The following is an 11,332-nucleotide window of genomic DNA, read 5'->3' on the forward strand; positions in this document are numbered from 1 at the left end:
GATCAGTCGCCGTCGTCGAGGTCGGCGAGGGTGCGCCAGATCTCCGCGGTGATGCGGACCGCGTCGTCCGCGTGCCCGGCCGAGCAGGCGTCGATCAACTGCTCATGGAGTCCTGCCGAACGGCAGGTGCTCTCCCCGAAACGGCGGCACTCCAGGCGGCGGATGAGGGGGGTGTAGCGGGCGATGGTGGCGGCGGCCGCGTGATTCCCGGCGACGCGGACGAGGACGTCGTGCAGGGCGTCGTCGGCGCGCAGGGCCCCGTCGACGTCACCCGCGCCGACGGCGGCGGCGAACCGTTCGTTGGCCGCGCGCATCGCCTGGACGTCCGCGGCGAACATCCTGGGCACGGCGACCCGTGTGGCCAGCTCGTGCATGGCACCGACCACGGCGGCGGCGTCCCGTACGTCGGCGGCGACGACAGGGGTGACCCGCGTGTAGCTCTGCGGCTTGCTCTCCAGCAGACCCTCGTCCACCAGCCGCGAGAAGGCCTCCCGCACCGGCGCCCGGGACAGCCCGAGCCGCTCGGCGAGATCACCGTCGCGCACGACCGCGCCGGGTTCCAGCTCGCCGGCCACGATGGCGTCCCGGATCGCTTCGTAGGCACGGTCCCTCAGGAGGGTGCGCTGGACGGGTCGTATCGACTCCATGACTGAAATGTTAGATGTCAATCATGCCGACGAGCAAGGGTGTGGCCCGCACCCCCGGAGAAGTGCGGGCCACCTTTCACCGACGGAGCCTCAGCCGCGCTTCTGGCGCTTCCAGGGGCCGGTGATCGCCAGCATGATGCCCGGCGTCTGGATGTTGGCGAACAGCGTCCTGCCGTCGGGGGAGAACGTGACGCCGGTGAACTCGCTGTACTCGGGGGCCTCTTCCGTGCCGATGTTCAGCTCGTTGCGGGCGATGGGGTACGTGCGGCCGCTGTCGGTCGCGCCGAACAGGTGCTGGACGCCCTCGCCGTCCTCGGCGATGACCAGGCCGCCGTACGGGGAGACGGTGATGTTGTCGGGGCCGTCGAAGGCGCCACCCGCCGAAGAGTCGGCGGGGTCGGGGTTCACGCCGAGCAGGACCTTCAGCGTCAGGGTGCGGCGCTTGGGGTCGTAGAACCAGACCTGGCCGTCGTGCTGGACGGGGCTCTCGGCGCGGGCGAAGGAGGAGACGATGTAGGTGCCGCCGTCGCCCCACCACATGCCTTCGAGCTTGCGGGCGCGGGTGACCTGGCCGTCGGCGAACTGCTTGCGGACGGAGGTGGTCCTGGCGTCACGGTCGGGGACGTCGACCCAGTCGACGCCGTAGACCGTGCCGATCTTCGTCGCGCGGGAGAGGTCGTCGACGAACTTGCCGCCGGAGTCGAAGCACTTGGAGGCCTGGAGGACACCCGCGTTGTCGGCGAGGGTGCGCAGCTTGCCGCGGCCGTGGTGGAAGTGCTCCGGCGGGGTCCAGCGGTACAGCAGGCCGTTGGGGCCGGCGGCGTCCTCGGTGAGGTAGGCGTGGCCGCGGTTGGGGTCGATGACGACGGCCTCGTGGGCGTAACGGCCGAGCGCCTTGATGGGCTTGGGGTCGCGGTTGGCCCGGCGGTCGGCGGGGTCGACCTCGAAGACGTAACCGTGGTCCTTGGTCATGCCGTTCTGGCCGGCCTTGTCCTCGGTCTCCTCGCAGGTGAGCCAGGTGTCCCAAGGGGTGCTGCCGCCCGCGCAGTTGGTGGCGGTGCCGGCGATGCCGACCCACTCGGCGACGTGGTCACGGCGCACCTCGACGACCGTGCAGCCGCCGGAGGCGGCCGGGTCATAGACGAGGCCCTCGGTGAGCGGCACCGGGTGGGGCCACTTGGAGCGCGGGCCGGCCAGCTCGTGGTTGTTGACCAGGAGGGTCGCGCCGCGCGGGCCGTCGAAGGTGGCGGTGCCGTCGTGGTTGGAGGGGGTGAACTCGCCCGACTCCAGCTTGGTCCTGCCGCTGTAGGTGACGATGCGGTACTTGAAGCCGGCGGGGAGGGCGAGGATGCCGTCGGGGTCGGGGACGAGCGGTCCGTACCCGACGCCGCCGTGTCCGTGTCCGTGCCCCGACGTCTCGGCTGCGCCCTCGACGTCTTCGGTCTCCGTGGACGCAAGGGCGTTCGGGGCGGTGGCCAGGGCGCCGACGCTGCCCGCCAGCACGACACCGGCACCGGTGACCGCGGATTTTCTGGCGAAGTCCCTGCGAGTGAGCGACATGGTGTCTCCTGTGACGGTGGGTGTGCCGTGGAGGGTGGCGACCTCGGGTCGGCGCCACCGTCCCGCCCACGTCTGAACGGGAGTTGAACACCGGGCGACGCACACAGACACGCTTCCAAGAATCCGTACGCAGCAGACCACGGGATTCAAAAAATCCTTGTGCCCCGGTAATTGGTCGGACGGATCTTCACGAAGGAGATCGAAGTACACAGAAGGGCACTAACCGCCCCAGGAGACGCGCCGGACGCACCCCGCACCCGCACCCGCACCCGCACCCGCACCCGCACCCGCACCCGCGAGGAGTTTGGGACGGATACGGTCAACTACCGTGCTGTGAACGTGCCTTGAAGGCGGCCTTCCGCGCTTCCTTCGCGATCCGCTTGTCCGGGTGCAGTCGCCCCATGGCCTCCAGCACATCCGCGGTGGCGGGGTGGTCGACGCGCCAGGCGGCCTCGAAGAACCCTCCGTGCTGGGCAGCCAGCCCCTGGACCAGCCCCCGCAGTTCCTCGGAGTTGCCCTCGGCGGCCAGCTGGGCGGCGATCGTGTCGATGGTCAGCCAGAAGATCATCGCCTGGGACGGCGCCGGCACGTCGGGCGCCCCGTGCTCGGTCAGCCAGACCCGGGCGAGCCCGCCGAGCTCCGCGTCGTCGAGGACCTCCCGCAGTGCGGGCTCGGCCTCCACGCCGACGAGGGACAGCGCCTGCTGGCAGCGCAGCCGGCGCAGCGGCGCGCCGGCGTCCGCGCCGCGTGCCGCCGCCAGCAACTCCCGTGCCGCGCCCAGGACTTCACGCCGGGCGAGCCACTGTTCGGTCTCGGCCTGCGCCGCCGCCTGGGGAAAGGCCGCCGTCCCGTCGAGCAGCGCGTCGGCCCCCTTGTCCGCGAGGTCGCCGACCGCGGGCGCCGTGAGCCCGGCCTCCAGCAGCCGAGCCCGCAGGCCGTACAGGCCGAGCGGTGTCAGCCGCACCATGCCGTAGCGTGAGACGTCGGTGTCGTCCGGCAGTGCCGTGGGTTCCTCGTCGGCGTCGGCCATCAGCGCCTCGTCCACCGGCTGGTACTCCACGATTCCCGTCGGCTCCAGCAGCCGGAACTGGTCGTCGAGCCGCATCATCGCGTCGGAGACCTGCTCCAGGACGTCGTTGGTGGGCTCCCCCATGTCGCTGGGCACGATCATCGACGCGGCCAGGGCGGGCAGCGGCACGGGCGAGTCGGCGGGGCCGTCCTCGCTGACCGTGAGCAGGTACAGGTTGCCGAGGACGCCGTCGAGGAACTCGGCCTCCGCCTCCGGGTCCCACTCCAGCCGGGAGAAGTCGATCTCGCCGCCCTCGTCCAGCGCGCCTTCCAGGTCGTCCAGGTCGGGCACGCTCGCGTCGGCGAGCACGGTCTCCAGGGCCCCCTGCCACACGGCCAGTACGTCGTGCGGCGAACCGGAGACGAGCAGCGCCAGGTCCTCCCCGGGGGCGACGGTGCCCTCGTCCTCGTCGGCGATCTCGACGAGTCCGGTGTCCACGGCGACCCGCCAGGCCTCGCTCGCGAAGGCCGCGGCGTCGTTGCCGCTCAGCCCGAGCACCTCGGCGGCGGCCGGCAGCTGTTCGTCGGCGAGCCCGCCCCCGGCGTCGACCCGGATGTCCGGGCCGGCCCAGCGGGCCAGCCGCGCGGCCCGCGAGAGCAGGGGCGTGGACAGCGCGTCCCGCGCCAGCTCCGCTTCGGGGTGCAGCCGCACCGGCGGCAGGGGGGAGCTGTCTGACATCGGCTGATTCTCCTCGGGCGTGTCGTACCACTCAGCCGCTCAGCCTAGACGGATTTCCACCCATGCCGCCCGGTTCATCTCTCCGACGGTCGCCGTACATGGCCGAAACCTTGACAACTGGCCTGAGCAGGCAGGAGATTGACGCGCGTAGAAATCGAGCGGACAGCTGTTCACTGTGATTTCTACGCGCGTCGCCTCCGCCCCACAGGTCGCGGCCTCCGACCCGTCCCACGCACCACCCTCGTCCCGGCGCCCACGCACGTCCCCGGAGGGATTTCCGTTGCCGAGCAAGTCTTCCGCGCGTCTCGCCGCGCTCACCGTCGCCGCCGTATGTACCGCGGCGTCCGCCGTCGCCCTGACCTCTCCCGCGCACGCGGACTCCGTGCGCATCCATGACATCCAGGGCAGCACGCGCACTTCTCCGTACGCCGGCCAGAAGGTCACCGACGTGGCCGGAATCGTCACCGGCGTGCGCACCTACGGTTCCTCCAAAGGCTTCTGGATCCAGGACCCGAACCCGGACGACAATCCGGCGACCAGTGAGGGCGTCTTCGTCTTCACCAGCTCCGCCCCGAAGGTCGCCGTCGGTGACTCCGTCACGGTCACCGGCACGGTCTCGGAGTTCGTCCCCGGCGGCACCTCGTCCGGCAACCAGTCGCTGACCGAGATCACCAAGCCGACGGTCACCGTCGTCTCCAGCGGCAACGCGGTCCCGGCCGCCACGGTGATCGACGCGAAGTCGGTGCCGAGCCGGTACACCCCGGCCGGCGACACGGCCGCGAACAACTCGGTCAACGGCCTGACGCTGCAGCCGAAGAAGTACGCCCTGGACTTCTACGAGTCCCTGGAGGGCATGAACGTCCAGGTCAGGAACACCCGTGTGGTCACCGCGACCGACCCGTACACCGAGCTGTGGGTCACGGTGAAGTCGCACGAGAACCCCACCCGCCGCGGCGGCACGCTGTACGGCTCGTACGACTCGCAGAACACCGGCCGGCTGCAGATCCAGTCGCTGGGTGCCACGGCGGCCTTCCCGGTGGCGAACGTCGGCGACACGCTGACCGGCACCACGACCGGCCCGATGGACTACAACCAGTTCGGCGGCTACACCCTCGTCGCGAACGAGATCGGCACGCTCAAGAGCGGCGGCCTGACGCGCGAGACCACGAAGAAGCAGTCGCGGGGCGAGCTGGCGGTCGCGACGTACAACGTCGAGAACCTCGACCCGTCCGACAAGACCTTCGACGCGCACGCCGCCGCGATCGTGAACAACCTGCAGTCGCCCGACATCGTGTCCCTGGAGGAGATCCAGGACAACAACGGCGCCACGGACGACGGCACGGTCGCCGCCGACGTGACGGTGAACAAGCTGATCGACGCGATCGTGGCGGCGGGCGGCCCGAAGTACGACTGGCGCTCGATCAACCCGGTCAACGACCAGGACGGCGGAGAGCCCGGCGGCAACATCCGCCAGGTCTTCCTCTTCAACCCCGAGCGCGTCTCCTTCACGGACCGCGCGGGCGGCGACTCCACCACCGCGGTCGGCGTCACCAAGGTGCAGGGCAAGGCCCAGCTGACGGCCTCCCCCGGCCGCGTCGCCCCGGCGGACGACGCCTGGAAGTCCAGCCGCAAGCCGCTGGCCGCCGAGTTCGTCTTCCACGGCAAGACCGTCTTCGTGATCGCCAACCACCTCAACTCCAAGGGTGGCGACCAGGGGCTGACCTCGCAGTACCAGCCGGTGGTGCGCAGCTCGGAGATCCAGCGCCACGCGCAGGCGACGCTGGTCAACGCGTTCGTCAAGAACATCCTGGACGTCCAGAAGAACGCGGACGTCATCGCGCTGGGCGACATGAACGACTTCGAGTTCTCCGGCACCGCCCAGATCCTGGAGGGTGACGGCGCGCTCTGGTCGGCGATCAAGTCGCTGCCGAGGAGCGAGCGTTACACCTACGACTACCAGGGCAACCAGCAGGTCCTGGACCAGATCCTGATCAGCCCGGCGATCCGGCGCGGCTGTGACTTCGCGTACGACAGCGTGCACGTCAACTCGGAGTTCAACGACCAGATCAGCGACCACGACCCGCAGGTGCTGCGCTTCAAGCCTTGATTCCCGGTCGTAGCGCGGGTTAGCAATTTCCGCCCGTAACTCCCGCCTGGTCAGGGCTGGTTGAACACGCCGTTCAGCCAGTCCTGCCAGGCGGCTTCGCACTCCTTGATGCCGCCGCCCGGCGTGAAGTCGTGCAGGGAGATGCCGACCGGGTGGCCCCAGTGGTTGCGCCCGAAGACGCGGGTGAGGCCCCGGTCCGTCCGCAGTCCGATGAAGTACGGGTTGCGGAAGTCGACCACGGCTTCGAACTCGTCGGGCCCGTGGACCGTCACTCGCGTGCCCGCGGTCACGTCCTCGCCGACTCCGAGCGCACGCCCGACGACGGCGAGCGCTTCCGCGGCCTTCGACGCCTCGGGCCCGTCGAACGTGGCGAAGGCGGCCGGCCGGGGCGCGAAGTGGACCAGGTACTCGCGCAGGGTGTGCAGATAGAAGTCGGTGTGCCTGGCGGCACCGTCGTACTGGTTGTCCCAGTCGTCGACGAAGATGCCGCTGTGCACGTACCGCACCCAGGCCCGGCGTCCGTCGTCGCGGGGTTCCACCGTGTAGTCGAGTTGGTTGAGGGTCTGCGCGGAGATGCCCTCGACGTCCTCGACGCGGTTGGTGTAGCGGTGCGGCGGGTCCCAGGCGGTGACCTTGGACCCGAAGGGCCCCTTGCCGCCGACCCGGGGCTCCGGCGGCTCCATCGGCCACAGATAACCTCCGGTGCCTGTGGTGACCGCCTCCCACACCTCCTCGGGGGTGGCGTCGACCTCGAACTCCCGGGCGATCTCGAACTCTTTGGACATGATCTACTCCAACTCGGTCTGCTTGAGCGTGGGATGGACGGCCACGACGATCCGGTGGTCGCGGCCCCCCTCGGTGTCCGGGGCGTCGTACTTGCGGATCAGGCCGGTGACTCCGGCCGTCAACTCCTCGATGAACGCTGCCCGTTCGGCGGCCGAGGCGAAGCGCACCTCGCCGTCCAGCGCGTACGTCGCCAGCCGCTTGCGGGCCTTCGCCGCGCCTGTGATCAGTGAGCCCACGTCCCGCACCAGACGGGCGCCGAGCGCGAGCAGCCAGCGCGCGGACAGCTGGTCGCGGAAGCGGTCCGGGTCCGGCTGCACGGCCGCGAGCGCGAGCGGCGAGATGACGTACGACGCCGCGGTGGCGCGCATCAGCCGCTCGGTGACGTTGCCCTTGCGGCGCTCCCCGGCCAGCTCGACCAGGCCGTGCCGCTCCAGCGCCTTGAGGTGGTAGTTCACCTTCTGCCGCGGCAGGTCGACCCGGCCGGCCAGCATCGCCGCCGACGCCGGTCCGGCCGCCAGCTCGGCGAGCAGCCTCGCCCTTATCGGATCCAGGGAGACGGCGGCGGCCTCGGGGTCCTCGATCACGGTGACGTCCAACATGTGTCCACGGTCCCACCGAAAACTTTTTTTGTCCAGACTGCTTTGGTTTTCGGTGCAGGGTGGCGGGCCGGGGTGAGTTGGGTCCGGGTCAGCCCGGCAGGAGGCCCAGCGCGTGGTCGTAGCGGCTGACCGTGCTGCTCTTCAGTCGACCAAGGTTCAGGTCAAGTGCGCCCTGTTGCGCCGGGCCGCCCCCGGACGTTCGCAGGTGGCCGGCGAAGTTCCTTGCGGGGAAAGGGCGTTGACCGCGGGGCGCCCGCCCGTCCGCAGGGGGTGACCGTTCACCGTCCACAGTCGCGAGCACAGGCGTAGGCATCGGCATATGCATGGGCATATGCATGGGCATGGGCGCGCACCCGGCTCCAGGGTGTGCGCCCCCGCCCAGCGTGGCGTGCCTGCGCCTGGTGCTTCTCGGCTACGGCTCGGCTGCGTCCCGGCTGCGGCTCGCCTACTTCTTGGGATACCTCCACGCCACCACCACGGCCACGGCGAACGCCGCGCCGACGACGAGCACCGGCCGCGGATGCCGTACCGCCGCCCTCACGACGGACCGGGCGGGCCGCGGCACGCTGTGCTCCGCCTTGTGCTCCAGTTCGCGTCCCGTCCCAGTGGCCGCGTCCTGGCCGGAATGACCTGCCTGTAGCGCCCGGTCATGCGCCTTGTGACCGGCCTGCAGCGCCCGGTCATGCGCCTTGTGACCGGCCTTCGTCGCCCCGTCCTGGAACCGGTGTCCGGCCTTGGTCGCCCCGTCGTGAACCCTGTGCCCGGCCTTGGTGGCCCTCTCCTGCGCCATGTGCCCGGCCTGCGCGGCCGAGCTGCGCAGCTGGACGGTCATCGCACCGGCCTTGTCCCGGAGGTCGGCCGCCCGAGCCCGGGCGCGTCCTTTCACATCCATTTTTCCCGCCAACTCCTCCACAGTTTCACCGAGTTGACTGCGCGTCCGCTCGATCTGCCGTCGCAGCTCATCGGGTCCCTTGGCGCCTGACGCCCCTGCCATGTCCGTCATCGGTGCGCCCTTTCCCTGATCTCCTCGACGTCGGCCCTGACGCTGCCGAGGGTCTCCTCGGGCGTGGGGGGTGCGGCGCGGCGCAGCTGAGCGCGGCCGGTCGCGGCGAGGACGGCCGCGATCGCGAACAGCACGCCCGTCACGATGAGCGCCGCGGCCCAGACCGACAGCGTCAGCGACAGGGCGGCGACGGCCGTGCCGGCCAGGGCGAGCAGACCGGCGTACGCGAACGCGCCCGCGGCACCTAGAAGTCCGCCGCCGCGTCCGGCGCGCCGGCCCTTGGCGGCCAGTTCCTCCTTGGCGAGGGCCACTTCCTGTCGTACGAGCCGGGAAAGTTGTTCGGTGGCCTGCCCGACAAGCTCGCCCACCGAGTGGTGCTCGTCGCGCACCGGCCCGGGGTGCATGGTCCCGGTCACGGTGTCGCCTCCTCTCGTGTTCCTTTGGTTCGGAACACCTCGGGTACCCCTGCCCGCCCTCGCCACCCCTGCCGACCACCGCCCGGCCCCGGGCTCGCCGAGGCGGCGAACCCGGTCCGCAACCGGCCACGGCGGGGCCGCAACAGCCCTGCCCCCATGACGAGTTCGAGCACACCGAGCCCTTCGGCCGCTTCGAAGCCCACCACCTGCGGCGCACCGCAGCCGCCGACCACCACCCGCACCCCGACCCACCCTTGCCGAGGCGGCCGAGCCAGGTGCGGAATCAAACGAGACGGGTCCGCCGCAAGGGCGCCCCCACGACGAGTTCGAGCACACCGAGCCCCTGGACCGCCGAAGGCCGACCGTCGACGACGGACAGCTGATCACCGGTGCCGACCGCCACCCGCGTCCCCGCCGAGGCGGCCGAGCTGGGTCTGGAACCAGTCGAGCCGGGCCTGCAGCAGGGCCGCCTCCGCGACGAGTTCGAGCACACCGAGCCCCTGGACCGCCGAAGGCCGACCGTCGACGACGGACAGCGGATCACCGGTGCCGGCCGCCACCCGCGTCCCCGCCGAGGCGGCCGAGCTGGGTCTGGAACCAGTCGAGGCGGGCCTGCAGCAGGGCCGCCTCCGCGATGAGTTCGGGCACGCCGAGCCCCTCGGCCGCTCCGAGGCCGACCGGCGTCCGCGCGTCGCCGCTGTCGGCCACCATCCGCAGCCCCTCCCCGGCCAGCCGCGCGAAGGCGGCGAGCGAGAGGGACGGGCGGCCGTGGACGCAGCCCGCGCAGGAGGGGGCCAGGGCGAGCCAGCCGGGGCGGCCCCAGCCTGCGTCGGCCAGTGCCGCGGCGACGGTGCCGCAGGTGCAGGGGCCGACCGTGGCGGTCCGTACCCGCTGGCGTGCGTAGCGGAAGCCGCGCTCGAAGCGGATGTAGGCGCCGAGCACGGAGACCTCCAGCAGGACCGCCGCCCGGTGCTCAGCCGTGCACAGCAGCGCCTCGGCGGCCGCCCGGTCGTGTACGCAGTGGAAGCCGCAGTCGCAGCGGCGGTGCGGTGCCCTGTGGCGCAGGCCGTACACGCAGGACGCGTCGGCCAGCGCCCCGTACGGGAGCGCGCCGCCGAGCGACACACCGGTGAACCCGGCCCGGGTGCCGTCCTGGGACAGCACCGGGTGGGCGATCTTGTATCCGGTCGGCGGCTCCGTCGGGCGTTCCTCCGGAAGCCGCAGCCTCATCGGGCCGCCGGAACCTCTTCGGGAGCGGACGCCTCGATGTCCACGACGTCCTGGACGTCCCCGACGTTCTCGACGTTCTCGGTCTCCTCGGGCAGTTCGAGCTCTTCCTCGTGGATACGCGGCTGCTCCTCCGCGACTCCGGTGGCCAGTGCCTTGCCGAGCTTCATGACGCCTCCATGGACTGATGCCGGTCACCGTCCTGCCATGGTGACTCATGACGGGCGAAATGGACATAGGGCCTGGTCAACCCTGCCATGTCAAAGCATCACTTATCGATATCTCGTAGAAGAATTAAGTGGAGCTTCACTGTAGGGCGGTCGAAACTGAGGGCATGACGACGCCCGCGCCCTCGGCGCCACCCTTCGGCCGCGCCCTGTGCGCGATGATCACGCCCTTCTCCGAGGGCGGCGCGCTCGATCCGGACGGGGCGCAGCGCCTCGCCGACCATCTGGTCTCCCGGGGCTGCGACGGGCTGGTGCTGTCCGGTACGACGGGCGAGTCACCGACCACGACGGACGCCGAGAAGGCGACGCTGGTCGAGGCGGTGCGGGAGGCGGTGGGCGACCGGGCGTCGGTCGTGGCGGGCGTCGGGACGTTCGACACCCGGCACACCGTGGAGCTCGCCCGTGAGGCCGAAAAGGCGGGCGCGGACGGCCTGTTGGTGGTCAGCCCGTACTACAGCAAGCCTCCGCAGGAAGCGCTGGAGGCGCACTTCCTGGCCGTCGCCGACGCGGTCGGACTGCCGGTCACGCTGTACGACATCCCGGGCCGCACCGGCACCCGTATCGAGCCCGACACGATCATCCGCCTCGCCGAGCACCCCCGGATCGTGGCGGTGAAGGACTGTTCCTACGACTTCCTCGCCGCCCAGAAGGTGCTCGCCCGCACGGACCTGGCGTACTACGCGGGCTGCGACGAGCACAACCTCGCCCTGTACGCGGTGGGCGGCGCGGGCTACATCAGCACGGTCGCGAACGTCGTACCGGAGCAACTCCGCGCGGTCCTCGACGCGTTCGAGGCGGGCGACACCCCCGTGTCCGCCCGCCTCCAGCAACGCGCCACGCCCCTCATCGAGTCGATGATGTCGGCGGGCCTGCCCGGCTCGGTCACCGCGAAGGCCCTCCTGGGCGCGCTCGGCCTCCCCGCCGGTCCGGTCCGCGCCCCGCTGCTGCCCGCCGGCCGCGAGGCGGTCGAGGGGCTGCTGGCGGCGTACGAGGAACTCACGGCGGGCTGACCG

At 71.1% G+C, this 11,332-nt stretch carries 12 protein-coding genes; 2 read left to right on the top strand and 10 right to left on the bottom strand.

All coding sequences use genetic code 11. From position 1 onward, the window contains the following. Positions 1–2 precede the first annotated feature (2 nt). The 3 genes from OG870_RS11245 to OG870_RS11255 all read right to left on the bottom strand — a co-directional run bounded on the left by OG870_RS11245 (position 3) and on the right by OG870_RS11255 (position 3,954). On the bottom strand, positions 3–647 hold the full coding sequence (locus tag OG870_RS11245; RefSeq protein ID WP_266841160.1) for a GntR family transcriptional regulator: 645 nt from the start codon (positions 645–647) through the stop codon (positions 3–5). A 90-nt stretch (positions 648–737) separates the two neighbouring features. After that, positions 738–2,207: an alkaline phosphatase PhoX gene (locus OG870_RS11250; RefSeq protein WP_266841158.1), complete on the bottom strand. Its 1,470-nt coding sequence runs from the start codon at positions 2,205–2,207 to the stop codon at positions 738–740. A gap of 319 nt (positions 2,208–2,526) precedes the next feature. Beyond that, complete coding sequence (locus OG870_RS11255) at positions 2,527–3,954, bottom strand: hypothetical protein (RefSeq protein ID WP_266841157.1); 1,428 nt, start codon at positions 3,952–3,954, stop codon at positions 2,527–2,529. 280 nt (positions 3,955–4,234) lie between these two features. Between OG870_RS11255 and OG870_RS11260 the strand changes: the two genes are divergently transcribed. Further along, positions 4,235–6,061 carry an endonuclease/exonuclease/phosphatase family protein gene (locus OG870_RS11260; protein ID WP_327690844.1) on the top strand — a complete coding sequence of 609 codons (1,827 nt, stop codon included), beginning with the start codon at positions 4,235–4,237 and terminating at the stop codon, positions 6,059–6,061. Positions 6,062–6,111: 50 nt separating this feature from the next. Here the strand turns inward: OG870_RS11260 and OG870_RS11265 are convergent, their stop codons facing one another. The 7 genes from OG870_RS11265 to OG870_RS11295 all read right to left on the bottom strand — a co-directional run bounded on the left by OG870_RS11265 (position 6,112) and on the right by OG870_RS11295 (position 10,262). Further along, positions 6,112–6,846: an SRPBCC family protein gene (locus tag OG870_RS11265; RefSeq protein ID WP_327690846.1), complete on the bottom strand. Its 735-nt coding sequence runs from the start codon at positions 6,844–6,846 to the stop codon at positions 6,112–6,114. Between the two features lie 3 nt (positions 6,847–6,849). Next, complete coding sequence (locus OG870_RS11270; RefSeq protein ID WP_266512120.1) at positions 6,850–7,446, bottom strand: ArsR/SmtB family transcription factor; 597 nt, start codon at positions 7,444–7,446, stop codon at positions 6,850–6,852. Between the two features lie 445 nt (positions 7,447–7,891). Continuing rightward, positions 7,892–8,449 carry a DUF3618 domain-containing protein gene (locus OG870_RS11275; protein WP_327690847.1) on the bottom strand — a complete coding sequence of 186 codons (558 nt, stop codon included), beginning with the start codon at positions 8,447–8,449 and terminating at the stop codon, positions 7,892–7,894. Beyond that, positions 8,446–8,865, bottom strand: a complete 420-nt coding sequence (locus tag OG870_RS11280; protein WP_266512126.1) for a phage holin family protein — start codon at positions 8,863–8,865, stop codon at positions 8,446–8,448. The genes OG870_RS11275 and OG870_RS11280 overlap by 4 nt, the downstream gene beginning before the upstream one ends. A gap of 383 nt (positions 8,866–9,248) precedes the next feature. Further along, entirely contained in the window at positions 9,249–9,425 is a 177-nt protein-coding gene (locus tag OG870_RS11285; protein ID WP_266841151.1) for a hypothetical protein, read from the bottom strand. Further along, positions 9,406–10,095 (bottom strand): hypothetical protein, encoded by a 690-nt coding sequence (locus OG870_RS11290; protein WP_266585544.1) that lies wholly within the window; start codon positions 10,093–10,095, stop codon positions 9,406–9,408. The genes OG870_RS11285 and OG870_RS11290 overlap by 20 nt, the downstream gene beginning before the upstream one ends. Next, positions 10,092–10,262: a hypothetical protein gene (locus OG870_RS11295; RefSeq protein ID WP_266512132.1), complete on the bottom strand. Its 171-nt coding sequence runs from the start codon at positions 10,260–10,262 to the stop codon at positions 10,092–10,094. The genes OG870_RS11290 and OG870_RS11295 overlap by 4 nt, the downstream gene beginning before the upstream one ends. Positions 10,263–10,426: 164 nt before the next feature. On the opposite strand from OG870_RS11295, the gene dapA reads away from it, so the two are divergent. Further along, positions 10,427–11,329 carry a 4-hydroxy-tetrahydrodipicolinate synthase gene (gene dapA, locus OG870_RS11300; RefSeq protein WP_266585542.1) on the top strand — a complete coding sequence of 301 codons (903 nt, stop codon included), beginning with the start codon at positions 10,427–10,429 and terminating at the stop codon, positions 11,327–11,329. The last annotated feature ends 3 nt before the right edge of the window (positions 11,330–11,332 follow it).

The sequence above is a fragment of the Streptomyces sp. NBC_00461 genome, assembly GCF_036013935.1.
Taxonomy (GTDB): Bacteria; Actinomycetota; Actinomycetes; order Streptomycetales; family Streptomycetaceae; genus Streptomyces.

Coding starts and splice junctions, on each gene's coding strand:
- OG870_RS11245 (WP_266841160.1), bottom strand. CDS start 647: ATGGAGTCGATACGACCCGTCCAGCGCACCCTCCTGAGGGACCGTGCC.
- OG870_RS11250 (WP_266841158.1), bottom strand. CDS start 2,207: ATGTCGCTCACTCGCAGGGACTTCGCCAGAAAATCCGCGGTCACCGGT.
- OG870_RS11255 (WP_266841157.1), bottom strand. CDS start 3,954: ATGTCAGACAGCTCCCCCCTGCCGCCGGTGCGGCTGCACCCCGAAGCG.
- OG870_RS11265 (WP_327690846.1), bottom strand. CDS start 6,846: ATGTCCAAAGAGTTCGAGATCGCCCGGGAGTTCGAGGTCGACGCCACC.
- OG870_RS11270 (WP_266512120.1), bottom strand. CDS start 7,446: ATGTTGGACGTCACCGTGATCGAGGACCCCGAGGCCGCCGCCGTCTCC.
- OG870_RS11275 (WP_327690847.1), bottom strand. CDS start 8,449: ATGACGGACATGGCAGGGGCGTCAGGCGCCAAGGGACCCGATGAGCTG.
- OG870_RS11290 (WP_266585544.1), bottom strand. CDS start 10,095: ATGAGGCTGCGGCTTCCGGAGGAACGCCCGACGGAGCCGCCGACCGGA.
- OG870_RS11295 (WP_266512132.1), bottom strand. CDS start 10,262: ATGAAGCTCGGCAAGGCACTGGCCACCGGAGTCGCGGAGGAGCAGCCG.
- dapA (WP_266585542.1), top strand. CDS start 10,427: ATGACGACGCCCGCGCCCTCGGCGCCACCCTTCGGCCGCGCCCTGTGC.